The organism is Pseudomonas azadiae (assembly GCF_019145355.1).
GTDB classification, from domain to species: domain Bacteria; phylum Pseudomonadota; class Gammaproteobacteria; order Pseudomonadales; family Pseudomonadaceae; genus Aquipseudomonas; species Aquipseudomonas azadiae.
On record NZ_JAHSTY010000001.1, the window covers coordinates 3,031,541 to 3,052,930 of the forward strand.

Here is a 21,390-nt window from a genome sequence, read left to right on the forward strand (position 1 = left end):
CTTCCGATTTTTTCCGCGAGGACTTATTCATGGCTGGCAAGGCAAGCTTCAACTGGATTGACCCACTGCTGCTGGATCAACAGCTCACCGAAGAAGAACGCATGGTGCGCGACAGCGCTGAGCAATTTGCCCGGGACAAGCTGGCGCCGCGTGTGCTCGAAGCCTTTCGCCATGAACAGACTGACCCCGCCATTTTTCGTGAGATGGGCGAGACCGGTTTACTCGGTGCAATGATTCCCGAGCAGTACGGTGGCAGCGGCTTGAACTACGTCAGCTATGGGCTGATTGCGCGCGAAGTGGAGCGTGTCGATTCCGGCTATCGCTCGATGATGAGCGTGCAATCGTCACTGGTCATGGTGCCGATCAACGAGTTTGGCACTGAGGCGCAGAAACAGAAGTACCTGCCGAAGCTGGCATCTGGTGAATGGATCGGGTGTTTCGGCCTGACCGAGCCCAATCATGGTTCCGACCCGGGGGCGATGATTACCCGTGCTCGCAAAGTCGAGGGTGGCTACAGCCTGACAGGCGCGAAGATGTGGATCACCAATAGCCCGATCGCGGATGTGTTCGTGGTATGGGGCAAGGACGATGCTGGCGATATCCGTGGCTTTGTCCTGGAGAAAGGCTGGAAAGGTCTCAGCGCGCCGGCGATTCACGGCAAGGTCGGGCTGCGCGCCTCCATTACTGGCGAGATCGTCATGGATAACGTATTCGTGCCCGAAGAGAACATTTTCCCGGACGTGCGTGGTTTGAAGGGGCCTTTCACCTGCCTCAACTCTGCGCGTTATGGTATTTCGTGGGGAGCGTTGGGTGCCGCTGAGTTCTGCTGGCATACCGCTCGCCAGTACACCCTTGACCGCCAGCAGTTCGGCCGTCCGCTGGCGGCGACTCAGCTGATCCAGAAGAAGCTGGCCGACATGCAGACCGAGATCACCCTGGCACTGCAAGGCTGCCTGCGTCTGGGGCGCATGAAAGACGAAGGGACTGCGGCGGTTGAGATCACCTCGATCATGAAGCGCAACTCGTGTGGCAAGTCCCTGGATATCGCACGCATGGCGCGCGACATGTTGGGCGGCAACGGTATTTCCGACGAGTTCGGTGTGGCGCGTCACCTGGTCAACCTGGAGGTGGTGAATACCTACGAAGGTACGCATGACGTGCATGCCCTGATCCTTGGGCGTGCGCAAACCGGTCTTCAGGCGTTCTATTAATAGGAGCACGGCATGGGCGCGCTTTCGCATCTGCGGGTACTGGATTTATCGCGAGTACTTGCGGGCCCCTGGTCCGGGCAGATTCTCGCGGACCTCGGGGCTGAGGTGATCAAGGTTGAACGTCCGGGGAGTGGTGATGATACGCGCGCATGGGGGCCGCCCTTCCTTAAGGATGCCTATGGCGAAAACACCAGTGAGGCGGCGTATTACCTCTCGGCCAATCGTAACAAGCAGTCGGTGACTATCGACTTCACGCGGCCGGAAGGGCAGGCACTGGTGCGCGACTTGGCGGCCAAGTCGGACATTCTGATCGAGAATTTCAAGGTGGGTGGTCTTGCGGCGTATGGGCTGGACTATGAGTCGCTCAAGGAGATTAATCCGGAGCTGATTTACTGCTCGATTACAGGCTTCGGTCAGACGGGGCCCTATGCGGCACGTGCGGGTTATGACTTCATGATTCAGGGGCTGGGCGGCCTTATGAGTCTGACCGGCCGGCCCGAGGGTAACGACGGCGCTGGGCCGGTAAAGGTTGGCGTGGCGCTGACTGATATTCTTACAGGGCTCTATTCGACCGTGGCAATACTCGCGGCACTGGCTCATCGGGACCATGACGGCGGTGGGCAGCATATCGATATGGCGTTGCTGGATGTGCAGGTGGCCTGCCTGGCGAACCAGGCGATGAATTACCTGACGACGGGGGATTCGCCGAAGCGCCTGGGGAATGCTCATCCGAATATCGTGCCTTATCAGGATTTTCCTACTGCCGATGGTGACTTCATCCTGACGGTGGGTAATGACAGCCAGTTCCGCAAGTTCGCTGAAGTGGCTGGGCAGCCACAGTGGGCGGATGATCCGCGCTTCTCTACTAATAAGGTGCGGGTGGCGAATCGGGCGGCGCTGATTCCATTGATTCGCCAGGCTACGGTCTTCAAGACCACCGCTGAGTGGGTGTCGCAGCTGGAGCGGGTCGGCGTGCCTTGTGGGCCTATCAACGACCTGTCGCAGGTGTTTGCCGATCCTCAGGTCAAGGCGCGCGGGTTGGCGATGGCGCTGCCGCATCCGCTGGCGGGAATGGTGCCGCAAGTGGCCAGTCCTATACGGTTATCCAAGACGCCGGTGGAATACCGCAGTGCTCCTCCCCTATTGGGGGAGCATACGGCTCAAGTGCTGCAGGAAGTGCTGGGGTTGGGGTCAATTAACGTGGCGTCTTTGAGGGCGTTGGGGGTTATCTGAGTGTTCTCTTCTATATAGACGGCGTTTCAATGGCGTGTTGGTGGTTTTTTAATCAATTCCAACTAGTTGATAGAGAAAGCAAAATTAAGGGTTGACGCCAGATCCTGGAAGTCTATAATTCGCCCCACTTCCGGCGCAGTCGAAACGGAAAACTCCTTGGTAAACAAAGAGTTATGCGAGATTCGACAGCGGCATGCTTCAGTTCATCGAAGCCTGGAAGGAGTTGGTAGAGCGGTGTTGTTTGGCTCTATTAACGTTTCGATCTTCTCGGTCGAAAGCGGAGAAAAAGAGGTGTTGACAGCAGCGCGTAACGCTGTAGAATTCGCCTCCCGCTAACGAGAGATCGGAAGCGCAAGTGGTTGAAGTTGTTGAAGAATTCTTCGAAAACTTCTGAAAATAATCACTTGACAGCAAATGAGGCTGCTGTAGAATGCGCGCCTCGGTTGAGGTGAAAGATCTTAACCAACCGCTCTTTAACAACTGAATCAAGCAATTCGTGTGGGTGCTTGTGGGGTCAGACTGATAGTCAACAAGATTATCAGCATCACAAGTTACTCCGCGAGAAATCAAAGATGTAACCAACGATTGCTGAGCCAAGTTTAGGGTTTCTTAAAAACCCAAAGATGTTTGAACTGAAGAGTTTGATCATGGCTCAGATTGAACGCTGGCGGCAGGCCTAACACATGCAAGTCGAGCGGTAGAGAGAAGCTTGCTTCTCTTGAGAGCGGCGGACGGGTGAGTAATGCCTAGGAATCTGCCTGGTAGTGGGGGATAACGTTCGGAAACGGACGCTAATACCGCATACGTCCTACGGGAGAAAGCAGGGGACCTTCGGGCCTTGCGCTATCAGATGAGCCTAGGTCGGATTAGCTAGTTGGTGAGGTAATGGCTCACCAAGGCAACGATCCGTAACTGGTCTGAGAGGATGATCAGTCACACTGGAACTGAGACACGGTCCAGACTCCTACGGGAGGCAGCAGTGGGGAATATTGGACAATGGGCGAAAGCCTGATCCAGCCATGCCGCGTGTGTGAAGAAGGTCTTCGGATTGTAAAGCACTTTAAGTTGGGAGGAAGGGTTGTAGATTAATACTCTGCAATTTTGACGTTACCGACAGAATAAGCACCGGCTAACTCTGTGCCAGCAGCCGCGGTAATACAGAGGGTGCAAGCGTTAATCGGAATTACTGGGCGTAAAGCGCGCGTAGGTGGTTTGTTAAGTTGGATGTGAAATCCCCGGGCTCAACCTGGGAACTGCATTCAAAACTGACTGACTAGAGTGTGGTAGAGGGTGGTGGAATTTCCTGTGTAGCGGTGAAATGCGTAGATATAGGAAGGAACACCAGTGGCGAAGGCGACCACCTGGACCAACACTGACACTGAGGTGCGAAAGCGTGGGGAGCAAACAGGATTAGATACCCTGGTAGTCCACGCCGTAAACGATGTCAACTAGCCGTTGGGAGCCTTGAGCTCTTAGTGGCGCAGCTAACGCATTAAGTTGACCGCCTGGGGAGTACGGCCGCAAGGTTAAAACTCAAATGAATTGACGGGGGCCCGCACAAGCGGTGGAGCATGTGGTTTAATTCGAAGCAACGCGAAGAACCTTACCAGGCCTTGACATCCAATGAACTTTCCAGAGATGGATTGGTGCCTTCGGGAACATTGAGACAGGTGCTGCATGGCTGTCGTCAGCTCGTGTCGTGAGATGTTGGGTTAAGTCCCGTAACGAGCGCAACCCTTGTCCTTAGTTACCAGCACGTCATGGTGGGCACTCTAAGGAGACTGCCGGTGACAAACCGGAGGAAGGTGGGGATGACGTCAAGTCATCATGGCCCTTACGGCCTGGGCTACACACGTGCTACAATGGTCGGTACAGAGGGTTGCCAAGCCGCGAGGTGGAGCTAATCCCACAAAACCGATCGTAGTCCGGATCGCAGTCTGCAACTCGACTGCGTGAAGTCGGAATCGCTAGTAATCGCGAATCAGAATGTCGCGGTGAATACGTTCCCGGGCCTTGTACACACCGCCCGTCACACCATGGGAGTGGGTTGCACCAGAAGTAGCTAGTCTAACCTTCGGGAGGACGGTTACCACGGTGTGATTCATGACTGGGGTGAAGTCGTAACAAGGTAGCCGTAGGGGAACCTGCGGCTGGATCACCTCCTTAATCGACGACATCAGCTGCTCCATAAGTTCCCACACGAATTGCTTGATTCATTGAAGAAGACGATAGAAGCAGCTTTAAGCTCCAAGCTGATAGCTCAAAGCTAATCAGTTGCGCTCGAAATTGGGTCTGTAGCTCAGTTGGTTAGAGCGCACCCCTGATAAGGGTGAGGTCGGCAGTTCGAATCTGCCCAGACCCACCAATTTTGTTATGGGGCCATAGCTCAGCTGGGAGAGCGCCTGCCTTGCACGCAGGAGGTCAACGGTTCGATCCCGTTTGGCTCCACCATTAACTGCTTCTGCTGTTAGAGTTTAGAAATGAATATTCTGAAGTGAATATTGATTTCTAGTCTTTGATTAGATCGTTCTTTAAAAATTTGGGTATGTGATAGAAAGATAGACTGAACGTTACTTTCACTGGTAACGGATCAGGCTAAGGTAAAATTTGTGAGTTCTCTTAACGAGAAATTCGAATTTTCGGCGAATGTTGTCTTCACAGTATAACCAGATTGCTTGGGGTTATATGGTCAAGTGAAGAAGCGCATACGGTGGATGCCTTGGCAGTCAGAGGCGATGAAAGACGTGGTAGCCTGCGAAAAGCTTCGGGGAGTCGGCAAACAGACTTTGATCCGGAGATGTCTGAATGGGGGAACCCAGCCATCATAAGATGGTTACCTTACACTGAATACATAGGTGTATGGAGCGAACCAGGGGAACTGAAACATCTAAGTACCCTGAGGAAAAGAAATCAACCGAGATTCCCTTAGTAGTGGCGAGCGAACGGGGACTAGCCCTTAAGTGGCTTTGAGATTAGCGGAACGCTCTGGAAAGTGCGGCCATAGTGGGTGATAGCCCTGTACGCGAAAATCTCTTAGTCATGAAATCGAGTAGGACGGAGCACGAGAAACTTTGTCTGAATATGGGGGGACCATCCTCCAAGGCTAAATACTACTGACTGACCGATAGTGAACTAGTACCGTGAGGGAAAGGCGAAAAGAACCCCGGAGAGGGGAGTGAAATAGATCCTGAAACCGTATGCGTACAAGCAGTGGGAGCCCACTTTGTTGGGTGACTGCGTACCTTTTGTATAATGGGTCAGCGACTTATTTTCAGTGGCGAGCTTAACCGAATAGGGGAGGCGTAGCGAAAGCGAGTCTTAATAGGGCGTCTAGTCGCTGGGAATAGACCCGAAACCGGGCGATCTATCCATGGGCAGGTTGAAGGTTGGGTAACACTAACTGGAGGACCGAACCGACTACCGTTGAAAAGTTAGCGGATGACCTGTGGATCGGAGTGAAAGGCTAATCAAGCTCGGAGATAGCTGGTTCTCCTCGAAAGCTATTTAGGTAGCGCCTCATGTATCACTGTAGGGGGTAGAGCACTGTTTCGGCTAGGGGGTCATCCCGACTTACCAAACCGATGCAAACTCCGAATACCTACAAGTGCCGAGCATGGGAGACACACGGCGGGTGCTAACGTCCGTCGTGAAAAGGGAAACAACCCAGACCGTCAGCTAAGGTCCCAAAGTTATGGTTAAGTGGGAAACGATGTGGGAAGGCTTAGACAGCTAGGAGGTTGGCTTAGAAGCAGCCACCCTTTAAAGAAAGCGTAATAGCTCACTAGTCGAGTCGGCCTGCGCGGAAGATGTAACGGGGCTCAAACCATACACCGAAGCTACGGGTATCACGCAAGTGATGCGGTAGAGGAGCGTTCTGTAAGCCTGTGAAGGTGAGTTGAGAAGCTTGCTGGAGGTATCAGAAGTGCGAATGCTGACATGAGTAACGACAATGGGTGTGAAAAACACCCACGCCGAAAGACCAAGGTTTCCTGCGCAACGTTAATCGACGCAGGGTTAGTCGGTCCCTAAGGCGAGGCTGAAAAGCGTAGTCGATGGAAAACAGGTTAATATTCCTGTACTTCTGGTTATTGCGATGGAGGGACGGAGAAGGCTAGGCCAGCTTGGCGTTGGTTGTCCAAGTTTAAGGTGGTAGGCTGAGATCTTAGGTAAATCCGGGATCTTAAGGCCGAGAGCTGATGACGAGTCGTCTTTTAGACGACGAAGTGGTTGATGCCATGCTTCCAAGAAAAGCTTCTAAGCTTCAGGTAACCAGGAACCGTACCCCAAACCGACACAGGTGGTTGGGTAGAGAATACCAAGGCGCTTGAGAGAACTCGGGTGAAGGAACTAGGCAAAATGGCACCGTAACTTCGGGAGAAGGTGCGCCGGTGAGGGTGAAGGACTTGCTCCGTAAGCTCATGCCGGTCGAAGATACCAGGCCGCTGCGACTGTTTATTAAAAACACAGCACTCTGCAAACACGAAAGTGGACGTATAGGGTGTGACGCCTGCCCGGTGCCGGAAGGTTAATTGATGGGGTTAGCTAACGCGAAGCTCTTGATCGAAGCCCCGGTAAACGGCGGCCGTAACTATAACGGTCCTAAGGTAGCGAAATTCCTTGTCGGGTAAGTTCCGACCTGCACGAATGGCGTAACGATGGCGGCGCTGTCTCCACCCGAGACTCAGTGAAATTGAAATCGCTGTGAAGATGCAGTGTATCCGCGGCTAGACGGAAAGACCCCGTGAACCTTTACTATAGCTTTGCACTGGACTTTGAATTTGCTTGTGTAGGATAGGTGGGAGGCTTTGAAGCGTGGACGCCAGTTCGCGTGGAGCCAACCTTGAAATACCACCCTGGCAACTTTGAGGTTCTAACTCAGGTCCGTTATCCGGATCGAGGACAGTGTATGGTGGGTAGTTTGACTGGGGCGGTCTCCTCCTAAAGAGTAACGGAGGAGTACGAAGGTGCGCTCAGACCGGTCGGAAATCGGTCGTAGAGTATAAAGGCAAAAGCGCGCTTGACTGCGAGACAGACACGTCGAGCAGGTACGAAAGTAGGTCTTAGTGATCCGGTGGTTCTGTATGGAAGGGCCATCGCTCAACGGATAAAAGGTACTCCGGGGATAACAGGCTGATACCGCCCAAGAGTTCATATCGACGGCGGTGTTTGGCACCTCGATGTCGGCTCATCACATCCTGGGGCTGAAGCCGGTCCCAAGGGTATGGCTGTTCGCCATTTAAAGTGGTACGCGAGCTGGGTTTAGAACGTCGTGAGACAGTTCGGTCCCTATCTGCCGTGGACGTTTGAGATTTGAGAGGGGCTGCTCCTAGTACGAGAGGACCGGAGTGGACGAACCTCTGGTGTTCCGGTTGTCACGCCAGTGGCATTGCCGGGTAGCTATGTTCGGAATAGATAACCGCTGAAAGCATCTAAGCGGGAAACTAGCCTCAAGATGAGATCTCACTGGAACCTTGAGTTCCCTGAAGGGCCGTCGAAGACTACGACGTTGATAGGTTGGGTGTGTAAGCGCTGTGAGGCGTTGAGCTAACCAATACTAATTGCCCGTGAGGCTTGACCATATAACACCCAAGCAATTTGACGACTCTAACGAGCATCAGATTGCGGTGTGTGAAGACGAGATGAACCGAAAGTTCGACGCTCACAAAACACCGAAAGCTGTCACATACCCAATTTGCTGAAGCGAGGCCATCTGGCCACGACTCAGTACCCGAATTTCTTGACGACCATAGAGCATTGGAACCACCTGATCCCATCCCGAACTCAGCAGTGAAACGATGCATCGCCGATGGTAGTGTGGGGTTTCCCCATGTGAGAGTAGGTCATCGTCAAGATTAAATTCCAAAACCCCTGTTTGCTAGCGCAAACAGGGGTTTTGTTTATGTAGAAGTCCATGAATTTTCGCCGGCCTGTTATTTAAACGACGGTCTGGTAAACAGAATTTCTTGACGACCATAGAGCATTGGAACCACCTGATCCCATCCCGAACTCAGTAGTGAAACGATGCATCGCCGATGGTAGTGTGGGGTTTCCCCATGTGAGAGTAGGTCATCGTCAAGATTAAATTTCAGAACCCCTGTCTGCTAACGCAGATAGGGGTTTTGTCGTTTAGATCGGCGAAACCTCCAGTGACGCGTCCCCACCTTTGTTGTGACCTTGCTGTGAACCCGTTGTAGCGAAATGCGCCACACAAGGTATTTGCCCCGCTAAGCCGGTTCTGGTAAGACAACCACCGGTCGGTTTACTGCGTAAAAACATCATATGTCCCACAAACCCCTAAGTTTTGCCAAAGTTTGGCCGAAAGCCTGAAGAGCCATGCGTGCACCGAATTAGAGCGGCCAGAGAAGCTGCCTAAAAACCTTACACGGAATGTTCCACTCGGCACGCTCACCCCCTTTGGCAAAAAGAAGTCGATGATATGAATCTCAAGTTCAGCCATAAAATCTTGTTAGCCGCGTCAGGCGTCGTGGTTCTAGCCTTCGCGTTGTTTACCCTTTACAACGATTATCTGCAGCGCAGCACCATCAAGCAGAACCTGGAGTCGTCCATCCAGCAATCCGGCGAGCTCACCGCCAGCAGCGTCCAGAACTGGCTCAGTGGCCGAATATTGGTGCTCGAAAGTCTCACCCAAAACATCGCCCACCAAGGCAATGGCGCTGATCTACCGGGCTTGGTTGATCAATCCGCGTTCACCTCGAACTTTCAGTTCACTTATGTGGGCCAGACCAACGGTGTGTTCACGCAACGTCCGGACGCAAAGATGCCCGATGGTTATGACCCACGTCAGCGTCCCTGGTACAAGCAAGCAGTAGCTGCAGACAAGCCCATGCTTACGCCTCCGTACATGGCCGCAGTGGGTGGGCAGATCGTGACCATCGCAATGCCGGTGAAAAAGAACGGGGAACTGCTCGGCGTAGTCGGCGGTGACCTGAGCCTGCAGACCTTGGTCAAGATCATCAACTCGGTGGACTTCGGCGGTATTGGCCATGCGTTCCTGGTCAGCGGCGACGGCCAGGTCATCGTCAGTCCTGAGGAAGACCAGGTGATGAAAAACCTCAAGGACATTTACCCTGGCAGTCAGTTAAAAATCGAGAGGCTCAATCAAGACGTCGTTCTGAATGGCCAGGACCGCATTCTTTCATTCACCCCTATCAGTGGCTTGCCTGGCGCAGATTGGTACATCGGTCTGTCAATTGATAAGGACAAAGCTTACGCGCCGCTGGGCAAGTTCCGTACTTCAGCACTGATCGCCATGCTGATCGCCGTAGTCGCGATCGCTGTACTCCTGAGCTTGCTGATTCAAGTGCTACTGCGGCCCCTCACCACCATGGGCGTGGCCATGCAGGATATTGCTCAGGGCGAGGGTGACCTGACCCGCCGCCTGGCTGTCACCAGCAGGGACGAGTTCGGTGAGGTTGGTAGCGCGTTCAACCAATTCGTGGAGCGCATCCACGCTTCGATTTCAGAGGTGTCCTCGGCTACCCGCCAGGTGCATGACTTGTCCCAACGTGTGATGGCCTCGTCGAATGCTTCTATCATTGGTTCGGACGAGCAGAGCGCGCGCACCAACAGTGTGGCTGCAGCGATCAACGAGCTGGGCGCCGCCACCCAAGAGATCGCTCGTAACGCTGCCGATGCTTCACAGCACGCCAGCGGTGCCAGTGAGCAGGCCGACGATGGGCGCAAAGTGGTCGAGCAGACCATCCTCGCGATGTCGGCGCTGTCGCAGAAGATCAGCCTGTCCTGCACCCAGATCGAAACCCTGAACGCCAGCACCGACAACATCGGTCACATTCTTGATGTGATCAAAGGCATCTCCCAGCAAACCAACCTGCTGGCGCTCAATGCGGCCATCGAAGCGGCACGCGCTGGTGAGGCCGGTCGCGGTTTTGCGGTGGTCGCCGACGAGGTGCGCAACCTGGCTCACCGCACCCAGGAGTCGGCAGAAGAGATCCACAAAATGATCACTTCGCTGCAAGTGGGCTCGCGTGAAGCGGTCACCACCATGAATGCCAGCCAGGCCTCCAGCGAAGAAAGCGTAGAGGTCGCAAACCAGGCCGGTGAGCGATTGGTCAGCGTGACACAGCGGATCGTGGAGATCGACGGCATGAACCAGTCCGTCGCGGCAGCGACTGAAGAACAGACCGCCGTGGTGGAAACCCTCAACGTGGATATCAACCAGATAAACCTGCTGAACCAGCAAGGCGTAGCCAATCTTAACGAAACACTGAAAGATTGCGACGCGCTGTCTCAACAGGCCAATCGATTGAAGCAACTGGTCGATAGTTTCAAAATCTGACCCGCTGAGCGGCAGGAGCGAGTCACTTTGCTCCTGCCGCTCAGCCAAGCATGCGGCGGACATTGTCCAAGGCGCTATCGGCGAAGCCCTGCACAAACCGTCTAAACCCTGCGTTTGCGTCATCTGTGGGTTCCGCGATAATCGTCCATGTCACTTTGGAGCACTGCGCTCCAATCGATTGCACCTGGATCGCGGCCCATAACCTGGCCACGCCCAGCGTGTTATAGATCGTGGTCCAGGTCATGTGCATGGCTTGCTCGTCCCGGCTATTGAGTTGCTCCACGACGCAGTTGCCATCGCGGAAAAACTTCGTACGCAAGGCACCCACACCTGTGCCGGTCATGTCGATGTGCGTCAGGTCGGGAATGAACACATCGAAGCCTGCGAATTGACCCACCATGCTCCACAGGCGCGTGGCATGGCAGTCGACCACGACAGACGCCACTATCGGCAGGCCGTTCGGGTTTCGAATTAACGTATCGGGTTGCAGCGGTTTCATGAAGTTGTCCTGAGGCGTTCAAAGAAAGCCAATGGTCTTGAGGTAGTCGCAACCTTTGCTCAACAGCGGCGGATCTTTTTCAGGATAATGTGCGCCCATCTGCCGGACCCCCTGCCACGCGTTTTCGTGGCGAATCCTCGACGTGTCGCCGATATCTTCGTCCAGGCGACCGAGATAGAAACCAAGCACGCCAAACAGAGCGTTGTCCCGGCTGACCGTTCGTAGCGCCTGTTGCCACCGCGCGATGCTCACCCGCCTGAAGCGGTGACCGGCTCGGCTGAACGCATCCAGATAGCGGGCCCAGCTCAAAGGTTGTGGGTTGTGCAGGTTGAACACACTGCTGTCGGCTTGAAAGCGGACACAGTGGAACGCGATGAAACGAGCCAGAAAGTCCACCGGCATCAGGTCGAAGTTCAATGCCAGTCGCGGCAGCAGACCCAGTTGCAATGATCCTTTGAGCATCAGCATCAGACGATTTTTCTGAGGCTGGCAGACGCCCGTCACGCTGTTGAAGCTGACATTGCCCGGGCGAAGGATGTTCACCCAGGCCCCGTGTTCCACCGCACGTCCCAATTGCCGTTCAGCGACCCACTTGGACAGGTTGTAGCCATTCTTGATGTACAGCGGCAGCGTGGTTGCGGCGTGTGCTTCGAGAACATAGCCCTGGGTGTCGAGGCTGCTTGCTGCGGACAGCGTCGAGATGAAGTTGAAGACCTTCTTGCAGTGTGTCTCACACAGGCGCAGGCATTCGAGCAGGGGGTCGACGTTGTCCCTGGCCAGTGACGCGTAGTCCATCACGTGATTGACCTGCGCTGCGTTGTGGATCAGCACGCCAAAGTCTTTGGCAAGCGTGTCATAAACATCGCTGGCCAAACCCAAGCGAGGCAGGCTGATATCGGCGGTGAATACCTGCACCCTGCCCAGGTCCAGATGCTCCAGGCGATACTCGCGCAGCGCCTGGGTAAAGCGCGCCATCGCCGAGTGCCCGGGTTTGGCACGTACCAGACATGCCACCTGGGTCGCGCCACCGATGAGCAACGCCTCGACGATATGGACGCCGATAAAACTGTTGGCTCCCGTCACGATCACCCTGTGCGTATCGCCTGCGCGCTCATTCGGCAGCGTCTCGTACACCCACTCTCTTTGAGCATCACAAGCGGCCTGGCTGAAGCGCGTATCGGGCCGTTCGCCGTCTTCCACCAAGGTCGCCAGGGTGCGAATTGTCGGCGCCTCAATGAAGTGGCTTAGCGCGAAACTTCGGCCGAATTGCTCGCGAACACGCAGCAAAAGGGTAGATAGCAAAATCGAATGGCCGCCGAGATCGAAGAAGCTTTCATCGATGGATATTTTTGCTACGGGCAGCGCCAGCACTTCGCTCCACAAACGGGTTAACCGGACGTGAAGCGGCGTTTGTGCAGCGCAGCAGTCAGCCTGCGCGATAGGCGAGAGCGGCAGTGCCATCAACGCCCCGCGATCGATTTTGCCGTTGCTGGAACACGGCATGCAGGGCAAAACATCCCAGAGTCCGGGCCTCATATAGGCCGGCAGCCACTGCCGCGCGTGTTGCTGCAGGGCTGCCAGGGTGGCCCCCGGTTCAGGTTGGGCGACATAGCCGCGAATCCTGCGTTCTCGGTCGATCACCACCGCCACCTGGCGATACAATCGACTTTCACGCAAGCGCTGTTCAATTTCCTGAGGCTCAACCCGAAACCCTCGGATCTTCACCTGATCATCACGCCGCCCCCCCAGTACGATCCCGTCGGCGGTCCACTTTGCCAGGTCGCCACTGCGGTATGCCCGCAGGAACTGGCCGCCTGGCAGGGCCAGTTCCACGAACGCAGGGGTGGCCTGTCGTGGAGCGTTCACATACCCAAGGCTCACCCCCGGCCCGACGATATAAACCTCACCCATCACCTCTTCGTCCACCGGCTGCAAGTCGTCATCGAGAATCAGCACTTGGCTGTTGGCGATGGGGTGGCCGAGGTTGCGGTTGCTATCGCCGGGACTCAGGGTCCGATGGGTGACCAATACCGTGGCCTCCGTGGGCCCATAGAGGTTGTGAAAGGGGCACTGCTTTGCCAAGCGTTCGATTACATGGGGCTCGCAGACATCACCGCCGGTCAGCAGGTGCTTCAGGCCCAGCGGTTGTCCTGGTGGCAGAATGCTCAGCAGGGCCGGCGGTAGAAACGCATGGGTGACGCGCTGCCGGTGGAGCAGGCCGAGCAGTTGCCGAGGGTCTTGTCGTTGCGCTGCATCAGGGATGATCAATTCCGCGCCGGCTATCAGTGCGGGAAAAATGTCGACCAGCGACGAGTCAAAGCTCAACGGTGAAAATTGCAGGACGCGGCTCTGTTCATCCATGTCCATACAGGACCTGAACCAGGCCGCAAAATGTGCCAGGTTAGCCTGGCTCAGCAACACCCCTTTGGGTTGGCCGGTGGTACCCGAGGTGTAGAGCGTCATGCAGGGTGCATCAGCTGCGGGGCGGTGGCGCATCAGTGGGCGTGTCACGTCGGCGCCGCGCGGATCAGCGCTGCGAACATCCAGGGCAATGAAACGCTCGCGCAAGGAATGCTGACCGGCGTCAAGCAATACCCGCGCATCTGCGTGTTCAAGCATGACCCGATGACGCTGAGGAGGGTGGTCCGGGGCTAGCGGCAGATACACCGCTGCGCAGCCCAGCACTGCAAGAATACTGGCGTACAACTCGGTCGATTTTTCCAGGCATACGCCGACCACCGTTGGTGTCTGCGCAGTCTCCAGCAACGGTTGCAGCCGCTGCTGGATCGCCATGGCGTGAAGCTGCAATTGGCGATAAAGCACTTGGTTGCCGGCAATGTTCAGCGCCGGTCGGTCGGCGAAGGTCTGGAAGCTGGCCTGCAAGCGTTCTATCACGGGTGCCTGGGCTTCCTGCATGACAGCAGGGTTTGCAGTGCGGTTGAAGCGATGCACGAACGCCAGCGCGTCAAGCTCGCCCAAACCCTGCTCGGGCCATTCATTGGCGGCGGCGCTCATGCAGAAATATTCAGGATCCCGTGAGAATCCGCTGACGTGCAGTGCGACCCATTCCACCAGCGCATGCGTGACCTGCCGGCACAGGCGTTGGCCATTGCCACTGCGCTCGTCGGCGATATCCAGTACTGCTAATAACTGCCGCCCAGGCCCATACGCACGCAGTTGCAGCGCGGGCAGCCCACAGTCGGTTACCGGGCCAACACCCAGGCGCAGGCTTAATCGTGGAATGGGACCGATGTGATCCAGAGCTCCTTGGTTACCGTCATCGATCCACAGGTCGATGCCCTCGTCATCCGAGGCATGTCCATACTGTTCCAGCTCCTGCCTGATGGCGCCCAAGGCGCTGCTGGCGCCGTCAAATCCGATGGTCAGTCGCCGCATGTCGCCCTCCGGGACACTGGCAGGTAATCGTCCAGCGCTTGCGCCACGCTGGGCGTTTGCAGCAAGCCGCTGTGTTGCAGGAAGCTGAGGATATTGCCCATCAATGGGTGCTGCCGGGTGATGGGAAAGGCCAGCGCCGCGACTTCATCGCGTAATGCATTGCGCAGGCTGGCACTGATGTCGAGGTGTTCGATCAAGTGCTGGTCGAAGCTTTTTTGCAGATCGTTCGTCAGGTACTGAGCCAGGAAAATGGGCAGCACCCTGGCAATGCTATCGCGGTCGTCGCGGCTCGCGGCTTGCCAGTACAAACGTACGAGCCGTGTCCAGAACTGTGCATGGCGGCCTTCATCAAACAGGTGGTCGGCCATCAAGCCACGGATGGACGCCTTGACGCTGGTGTCCTTGGAAAATGCAGCCACATCGTGGGTCACCGTGTTTTCGGCGATGGCCACGCCAATCAGCGCGATCGCATCCCGCAAGCGTTCTGGCGCCTGTGCCTGTGCCGCCGGCAGCGCACGGCTCAGTTCGATTTCCCGCGGCGGTTCCAACGGTTGTATGCCGGTCATGTCGACGGTTTGCTGCAGCAAATCCAGCGCAACCAGTGCGTGGTAGTCCTCGTCCACGACGACGGTCATCGCGTCAATGCGGCAGGCAAGCGGGAAGGGTACCAAGAACTGATTCTTGGCAATGCTGCGCGCGGTCTTGTCGACGATCTCGGTCTCGAATATCACCACGTCATTGATGAATTTGTAGAAGCTTTGCACCAGCACGAAGTCGCGCCACTGCGGACAGTGTTCGAGGAATGTTCCACAGAGCACCAAGGGCTGGCGACACAACGGGTAGATCAGCTTGTCATCGTCCTCCAGCAAGCGACGAGGACGTGTGCGGACGGTTGCGCGGCGCTCCCAGTCATTGGCAATGGTTTGGTAGTCGGCGGCGTTCATGGGTGCACCGCTTGCAGCGAGGTTCGAACCTCATCCCAGAACCTGATACGCCCTTGCACAGCAGAGAGGGCGGCATCGTTGGCCTCTTGCGGGTACGCCGGGTCTGCGCTGGCGAGGCGCTGCAGAAGCTGTTCGGCTGCTGGCCCATGATCCTGGGCGTCCAATTCTATGTGCCGCTTGAGGTAGGCACACAAGGTTGGCGCCTGGCGACGGACCCGTTCGTCGGCGTCCAGGAGGCGCGTGAACATCGCCGGGATGACATGCTCGCGACTGTGCAGGAAGGCCGCCGCCACACAATGGGTCGGCGCGTTTAGCGCAAGGTGCAAGGTGCTGTTGACGAAGCGGGCCACGCCGGGAAGCACCTCGATCTCGCGTAAGGCGGCAGTTGCTTCCACGCCTTGGCGTTGTAGCGCCACAAAGCGGTTGATAGGCAAGGTACTGGCGCCCACTTCAGACATGGCCTCCAGGTACAATTCGAAGTGGCTGCAATAGCCCTGCTCCGGATGCAGGTCTGATTCCTCAGCCAGCACGAGCTCGTTGATCAGGCGTGCTGCCTGCGGGTCGGCAGGTGGCAGCCAAGGCAGACGAGTGCAGGTCAGGTCCCGTTGCAGGCGTTTGGCCAGGGTCATGAAATCCCAGACGGCAAATACATGGCTCTCCATAAAAAGTTGTAACTTGCGCAGGGAAGTTATTTCTGGGAATAACGGATGACTGCATAAATGCAGTTTTGCTGTTTCAAGTAACAGTTGATGCATGGTTGGTGCCTATAAGTTGTTGCGTCTGCTGTGAAGACAGCGATAAGTGTTTGTCGGCAAGAAGTAAGTAGGTGTCTACCAGCCGCTGGCGCGCAGGGGCGATCCCTGAAACGACTGCAGCGTCGAGTGAAGTGCCTGGTTCAGGAGTGAACAATAATAAGCGGGTTAAACACTTTGGCGAGCATACAAATGTGTTAGAAGTTTTTCTAAATAATATGAGCTGTAAGTTAGTTTATTTATTGGCCGTGGGAAGTTTCCCCGCGCGGGGTGCTGGTAATTAGCCAGGCCGCCCCGCAACTAGCAGAGCTGCGTGTCTTATTGCATGCGTTTATTGTCGCCGACGTCCAACCCACTGAGGTACGCCGTGATTACCTCCATGCCCCGCATCAAGTGATTACGCAGCGTCAGGATGCTTTGCGCGGTTTTCTTCTGTGCCACCAGGTTCAGCAGTTCGCGGTGGTCTTCCTGGGATGTCTCACCCAGGCCCATGGCTTCAAGGTTGTAACGCAGGAAACGTTCTTCCTCGTTCAAACCGTGCTCCACCAATTTGAGCAGCCGCTGGTTCGGGGCCTTGCCATACAGCGCCATGTGGAACAGCCGGTTGAGACGACCAATCTCGCTGTAGTTTTTTTCCTGCTCCAGAGCGTCGATGATGGCGTCCGCCTCGACGATATCCGCCTCGGTCAGTAAAGGTATCGACAGGCGCAGCGCTTCAGATTCCAGCAGCATCCGCAGTTCATAGGTTTCGGCCGAGTTATCCTCGATCAGGGGTGCAACGACGGCACCCTTGTGCGTTACCACATGCAGCAGTGACTGGGCTTCCAGCTGACGCAAGGCTTCACGCACCGGCATCCGACTGACCCCGAACAAGCTGGCCAACTCCTGTTGGCGCATGGCGGTACCGCAGGGCAACCGACCATCCAGGATGGCGTTGCGCAAGGTTTCTTCAATCACGGAGCGAGCGAGATGCGCGGGAATAGGTCCGCTGATCTTGATGCTGTTCAAAGGGGTCGGCTTATGCATCGCGGTTACGCTACGCTCCTTATTAGAATGGTGGGGTGGCTAATTGGATCCAATGCACACTAGAGGCTGCCCATAAGCTTGTCAAACTCGCACAGTTTCGGCTTGTAAGCGCATCAACATGGCATTCCGAGCACCCACAGCCGGGCTTTATCAAGTCTTACGCAGCCACGTTCAACTTGCCTGCTGTCGAGCGAGTCGTTGCGACAACACCCCAATACTTGGCGGGCGCAGTATCAGCCCTGGACGTCCAGCGGCGGGGAGTTACGCCAGAACATTTCCCGTCTATCGTTATTCGTTAACGGTATTTAAATTGCCGTTCTTATATCTATAAAGTCAACTTCCTGTCTGACCGGGAGTGACCTCATGTCCGCCACCTCTACTGCTCCAACAGCGACCGCCATTACCCAAGCCTTTGATATTCATCCATTGCCCGGCGGTGTCGGCGCAGAAATTATTGGCCTGGATTTGTCGCAACCGGTCAACGACGAGGATTTCGCACGCATTCACCGTGCGCATCTGGAGCATCACGTCGTGGTGTTCCGAGACCAACGCATCACCCCCGAGCAACAGATTGCCTTCAGCCGCCGCTTCGGCGTGCTGCAGATCCACGTGCTCAAACAGTTTCTGTTGGCCCACCATCCGGAAATCCTGATCGTTTCCAACATCATTGAAAATGGTCAATCCATTGGGCTGGGTGATGCGGGCAAGTTCTGGCATTCGGACCTGTCCTATAAAGAGCTACCAAGCCTGGGCTCGATGCTGCACGCCCAGGAACTGCCCAGCGAAGGCGGCGATACCTTGTTTGCCGATATGCACAAAGCCTGGGACCAACTGCCCGAGCACCTGCGCAAAGCTGTTGAGGGCCGCAGCGCCGCACATTCCTACACCGCGCGTTACAGCGAAACCAAATTCGAAGGCAACTGGCGGCCCACGTTGACCCCCGAGCAGCTTGCCCAGGTCGCTGAAGTGGTGCATCCCATCGTGCGCACCCACCCGGAAAGCGGCCGCAAGGCGCTGTTTGTCAGTGAGGGCTTCACCACCCGCATCGTCGGCCTGCCGGAAGACGAAAGCCGCGATCTATTGGCCCAGCTCTACGCCCACAGCGTGCTGCCACACAACCTCTACCGCCACCACTGGCAGCCCCACGACCTGGTGTTCTGGGACAACCGCTCGCTGATCCACCTGGCTGCCGGCTGCCCGAGCCATCTGCGCCGCAAGCTGTACCGCACCACCATCCAGGGCGACGCGCCTTTCTGATTCGGAGCATGACCATGTCCAGGAAAATCCCATTTGCACGGCTGGCCGCGACCGTCGGCCTGGGTCTGAGCCTGCTGGCCGGCAGCCTTGTTGCGCCAGCGGCCGCGCAGGCAGAAGGCGAGATTCGCATCGCCGAACAGTTCGGCATCGTCTACCTGCTCCTCAATGTCGTGCGCGACCAGCACCTGATCGAGAAGTACGGCAAGCAGGCGGGCATTGACATCAAGGTCGACTGGACCCAGCTGTCCGGCGGCGCAGCCGTCAATGACGCATTGCTTTCAGGTTCCATCGACATCGCCGGTGCCGGCGTCGGGCCGCTGTTGACCATCTGGGACCGCACTTATGGCAAGCAGAACGTCAAGGCCGTGGCATCACTGGGCAACTTCCCGTACTACCTGGTGAGCAACAATCCCAAGGTCAAGACCATCGCCGATTTCACCGAGAACGATCGCATCGCGGTACCGGCGGTGGGCGTGTCTGTGCAATCGCGCTTTCTGCAATACGCCGCGGCCAAGCAGTGGGGCGACGCCGCATTCAATCGCCTCGACAAGTACACCATTGCCGTCCCGCATCCGGATGCCACTGCCGCCCTGATCGCCGGCGGCACCGAGCTGACCGGGCACTTTTCCAACCCGCCATTCCAGGATCAGGCGCTGAGCAACCCGAACGTGCACGTGGTGCTCAACACCTACGATCTGCTCGGCCCCAACTCTCCGACGGTGCTGTTCGCCACCGAGAAGTTCCGCAACGACAACCCTAAGACCTACGCCGCATTCGTCGACGCGTTGACCGAAGCGGCGCAGTTCGTCCAAAACGACAAGGGCGCTGCGGCCGACACGTATATCCGCGTGACCAAGGCCAGGATCGACCGCGCCGAACTGCTGAAAATCATCGACAACCCGCAGTTCGAATTCAGCATCACGCCAAAAAACACCTACCCGCTGGCGGAGTTCCTCCACCGCGTTGGCGCCATCAAGCACAAACCTGAATCCTGGAAGGACTACTTCTTCCAGGACGCCAAGCCCCTGCAAGGAAGTTGACATGAACGCACCCTTGCAAGGCCACACGGCCAGCAACCTGCACACCGCCGCGCCGTTGCTGGCGGTGGATAACGTCAGCCTGGAGTACCGCACCCCCGAGCGCGTGGTGCGGGCCACGCACCAGGTGAGTTTCGAGATCGACCCGGCCGACCGCTACGTACTGCTCGGCCCATCGGGCTGCGGCAAATCCACCTTGCTCAAATCCATCGCCGGGTTTATCAAGCCGTGTGAAGGCGAGATCCGTCTGTTGGGGCAGAAGGTTGAGCAACCGGGCCCGGACCGCATCGTAGTGTTCCAGGAATTCGACCAGTTGCCGCCGTGGAAAACCGTCAAACAGAACGTGATGTTTCCGCTGTTGGCCTCGAAGACCTTAAAGCGTGTTGATGCCGAAGAACGCGCGCTGCATTACCTCGACAAAGTCGGCCTCAGCGCTTTCGCCGACGCCTACCCGCACACGCTTTCCGGCGGCATGAAAGCCCGTGTGGCGATTGCCCGCGCGTTGGCCATGCAGCCGAAAATCCTGCTGATGGACGAACCCTTCGCCGCTCTCGACGCGCTGACCCGGCGCAAGATGCAGGAAGAACTGCTGCTGCTCTGGGAAGAGGTGCGTTTTACCCTGTTGTTCGTCACCCACTCCATCGAAGAGGCGCTGGTGGTGGGCAATCGTATCCTGCTGTTGTCGCCCCATCCCGGACGGGTGCGCGCGGAAATCCACAGCCATCAATACGACCTGCACAGCCTCGGCGGCGTGGCGTTCCAGGCGTCGGCGCGGCGGATTCACCGCCTGTTGTTCGATGAAGCACCCCAGGCCGAACGTGAGTTGGGTTTTGCCGACATCCGCATCGCTTATTGAAGGGCCGACTCATGCGCCAGGAATACGAAATCACCCTCGAGCCGCTGCTCAGCGTTCCCGTGGAACGCGCGCTCCCGCTGCGCCAGCGCCTGTGGCAACAAGGCTGGCTGCGCAAGGGCCTGATCCTGATCGTGCTCGCGATCCTCTGGGAAGCCATCGCGCGCTACCAGAACAATGACTTGTTGCTGCCCAGTTTTCTCCAGACCGCTCACGCCCTTTACGACGGCTTACTCAGCGGCGAACTGTTGAGCAAGGTGAGCATTTCGCTGGTCGTGCTGATCAAGGGCTACCTGATCGGCATCGTGCTGGCGTTTGCCCTGACCACCCTGGCGGTGTCGACGCAATTGGGCCGCGACCTGCTCAGCACCCTGACCTCGATGTTCAACCCCCTGCCGGCCATCGCGCTGTTGCCGCTGGCGCTGTTGTGGTTTGGCCTGGGGCAGAACAGCCTGATCTTCGTGCTGGTGCATTCGGTGCTCTGGGCATTGGCGCTCAATACCTATTCGGGGTTCCTCGGCGTGTCCGAAACCCTGCGCATGGCTGGCCGCAACTATGGCCTCAAGGGCATGCGTTTCGTGCTGTTCATCCTGATTCCGGCGGCGCTGCCGTCGATCCTCGCCGGCCTCAAAATCGGCTGGGCCTTTGCCTGGCGCACACTGATCGCCGCCGAGCTGGTGTTCGGCGCCACCAGCGGCAAGGGTGGCCTGGGGTGGTACATTTTCCAGAACCGCAACGAGCTGTACACCGACAAAGTGTTCGCCGGGTTGGCCGTGGTGATCCTGATCGGCCTGCTGGTGGAGAACCTGGTGTTTGACACGTTCGAGCGGCTGACCGTGAAACGCTGGGGCATGCAGCGCTGAAT

General features: G+C 56.8%; 12 protein-coding genes, 2 tRNA genes and 4 rRNA genes. 13 read left to right on the forward strand and 5 right to left on the reverse strand.

Annotated features, from left to right (window positions below; translation table 11 throughout):
* Positions 1 to 29: 29 nt before the first annotated feature.
* From KVG91_RS13845 to KVG91_RS13885, 9 genes are all read left to right on the forward strand, one after another.
* A complete protein-coding gene (locus tag KVG91_RS13845; RefSeq protein ID WP_169377770.1) occupies positions 30 to 1,211 on the forward strand; it encodes an acyl-CoA dehydrogenase in 1,182 nt (393 codons plus the stop codon).
* Positions 1,212 to 1,223: 12 nt separating this feature from the next.
* Complete coding sequence (locus KVG91_RS13850) at positions 1,224 to 2,444, forward strand: CaiB/BaiF CoA transferase family protein (protein WP_169377771.1); 1,221 nt, start codon at positions 1,224 to 1,226, stop codon at positions 2,442 to 2,444.
* 629 nt (positions 2,445 to 3,073) lie between these two features.
* A 16S ribosomal RNA gene (locus KVG91_RS13855) occupies positions 3,074 to 4,610 on the forward strand.
* Between the two features lie 122 nt (positions 4,611 to 4,732).
* Positions 4,733 to 4,809, forward strand: a tRNA-Ile gene (locus KVG91_RS13860).
* Positions 4,810 to 4,819: 10 nt separating this feature from the next.
* A tRNA-Ala gene (locus KVG91_RS13865) sits at positions 4,820 to 4,895 on the forward strand.
* 236 nt (positions 4,896 to 5,131) lie between these two features.
* A 23S ribosomal RNA gene (locus KVG91_RS13870) occupies positions 5,132 to 8,023 on the forward strand.
* A 157-nt stretch (positions 8,024 to 8,180) separates the two neighbouring features.
* Positions 8,181 to 8,296: ribosomal RNA gene (gene rrf, locus KVG91_RS13875) — 5S ribosomal RNA — on the forward strand.
* A 110-nt stretch (positions 8,297 to 8,406) separates the two neighbouring features.
* A 5S ribosomal RNA gene (gene rrf, locus KVG91_RS13880) occupies positions 8,407 to 8,522 on the forward strand.
* The 16S, 23S and 5S rRNA genes sit together here with 2 tRNA genes alongside, the layout of an rRNA operon.
* 358 nt (positions 8,523 to 8,880) lie before the next feature.
* Positions 8,881 to 10,761, forward strand: a complete 1,881-nt coding sequence (locus KVG91_RS13885) for a methyl-accepting chemotaxis protein (RefSeq protein WP_169375125.1) — start codon at positions 8,881 to 8,883, stop codon at positions 10,759 to 10,761.
* Positions 10,762 to 10,801: 40 nt separating this feature from the next.
* Here the strand turns inward: KVG91_RS13885 and KVG91_RS13890 are convergent, their stop codons facing one another.
* The 5 genes from KVG91_RS13890 to KVG91_RS13910 all read right to left on the reverse strand — a co-directional run bounded on the left by KVG91_RS13890 (position 10,802) and on the right by KVG91_RS13910 (position 17,378).
* Entirely contained in the window at positions 10,802 to 11,260 is a 459-nt protein-coding gene (locus KVG91_RS13890; protein WP_169375124.1) for an SRPBCC family protein, read from the reverse strand.
* 18 nt (positions 11,261 to 11,278) lie between these two features.
* The gene (locus KVG91_RS13895) at positions 11,279 to 14,656 is read right to left on the reverse strand and encodes an amino acid adenylation domain-containing protein (protein WP_169375122.1); all 3,378 of its coding nucleotides are present in this window, start codon (positions 14,654 to 14,656) and stop codon (positions 11,279 to 11,281) included.
* Positions 14,644 to 15,600, reverse strand: coding sequence for a diiron oxygenase (locus KVG91_RS13900; protein WP_169375120.1), 957 nt, complete (start codon positions 15,598 to 15,600; stop codon positions 14,644 to 14,646). Before KVG91_RS13900 ends, KVG91_RS13895 begins: the two co-directional genes overlap by 13 nt.
* On the reverse strand, positions 15,597 to 16,355 hold the full coding sequence (locus tag KVG91_RS13905; protein WP_169375118.1) for a DUF3050 domain-containing protein: 759 nt from the start codon (positions 16,353 to 16,355) through the stop codon (positions 15,597 to 15,599). The genes KVG91_RS13900 and KVG91_RS13905 overlap by 4 nt, the downstream gene beginning before the upstream one ends.
* Before the next feature lie 315 nt (positions 16,356 to 16,670).
* A complete protein-coding gene (locus KVG91_RS13910; protein WP_169375116.1) occupies positions 16,671 to 17,378 on the reverse strand; it encodes a GntR family transcriptional regulator in 708 nt (235 codons plus the stop codon).
* A 363-nt stretch (positions 17,379 to 17,741) separates the two neighbouring features.
* Between KVG91_RS13910 and KVG91_RS13915 the strand changes: the two genes are divergently transcribed.
* The 4 genes from KVG91_RS13915 to KVG91_RS13930 are packed head-to-tail and all read left to right on the forward strand — an operon-like array spanning position 17,742 to position 21,388.
* A complete protein-coding gene (locus KVG91_RS13915; protein WP_169375115.1) occupies positions 17,742 to 18,635 on the forward strand; it encodes a TauD/TfdA dioxygenase family protein in 894 nt (297 codons plus the stop codon).
* Positions 18,636 to 18,649: 14 nt separating this feature from the next.
* Positions 18,650 to 19,675, forward strand: coding sequence for an ABC transporter substrate-binding protein (locus KVG91_RS13920; RefSeq protein ID WP_169375113.1), 1,026 nt, complete (start codon positions 18,650 to 18,652; stop codon positions 19,673 to 19,675).
* A 1-nt stretch (position 19,676) separates the two neighbouring features.
* Entirely contained in the window at positions 19,677 to 20,528 is an 852-nt protein-coding gene (locus KVG91_RS13925; RefSeq protein ID WP_169375112.1) for an ABC transporter ATP-binding protein, read from the forward strand.
* An 11-nt stretch (positions 20,529 to 20,539) separates the two neighbouring features.
* Positions 20,540 to 21,388 (forward strand): ABC transporter permease, encoded by an 849-nt coding sequence (locus tag KVG91_RS13930; RefSeq protein ID WP_169375110.1) that lies wholly within the window; start codon positions 20,540 to 20,542, stop codon positions 21,386 to 21,388.
* The last annotated feature ends 2 nt before the right edge of the window (positions 21,389 to 21,390 follow it).

Excerpts from the sequence above, each read along its gene's own strand:
- KVG91_RS13845 (WP_169377770.1), top strand. The coding sequence starts at position 30 with ATGGCTGGCAAGGCAAGCTTCAACTGGATTGACCCACTGCTGCTGGAT.
- KVG91_RS13850 (WP_169377771.1), top strand. The coding sequence starts at position 1,224 with ATGGGCGCGCTTTCGCATCTGCGGGTACTGGATTTATCGCGAGTACTT.
- KVG91_RS13885 (WP_169375125.1), top strand. The coding sequence starts at position 8,881 with ATGAATCTCAAGTTCAGCCATAAAATCTTGTTAGCCGCGTCAGGCGTC.
- KVG91_RS13890 (WP_169375124.1), bottom strand. The coding sequence starts at position 11,260 with ATGAAACCGCTGCAACCCGATACGTTAATTCGAAACCCGAACGGCCTG.
- KVG91_RS13895 (WP_169375122.1), bottom strand. The coding sequence starts at position 14,656 with ATGCGGCGACTGACCATCGGATTTGACGGCGCCAGCAGCGCCTTGGGC.
- KVG91_RS13900 (WP_169375120.1), bottom strand. The coding sequence starts at position 15,600 with ATGAACGCCGCCGACTACCAAACCATTGCCAATGACTGGGAGCGCCGC.
- KVG91_RS13905 (WP_169375118.1), bottom strand. The coding sequence starts at position 16,355 with ATGCATCAACTGTTACTTGAAACAGCAAAACTGCATTTATGCAGTCAT.
- KVG91_RS13910 (WP_169375116.1), bottom strand. The coding sequence starts at position 17,378 with ATGCATAAGCCGACCCCTTTGAACAGCATCAAGATCAGCGGACCTATT.
- KVG91_RS13915 (WP_169375115.1), top strand. The coding sequence starts at position 17,742 with ATGTCCGCCACCTCTACTGCTCCAACAGCGACCGCCATTACCCAAGCC.
- KVG91_RS13920 (WP_169375113.1), top strand. The coding sequence starts at position 18,650 with ATGTCCAGGAAAATCCCATTTGCACGGCTGGCCGCGACCGTCGGCCTG.
- KVG91_RS13925 (WP_169375112.1), top strand. The coding sequence starts at position 19,677 with ATGAACGCACCCTTGCAAGGCCACACGGCCAGCAACCTGCACACCGCC.
- KVG91_RS13930 (WP_169375110.1), top strand. The coding sequence starts at position 20,540 with ATGCGCCAGGAATACGAAATCACCCTCGAGCCGCTGCTCAGCGTTCCC.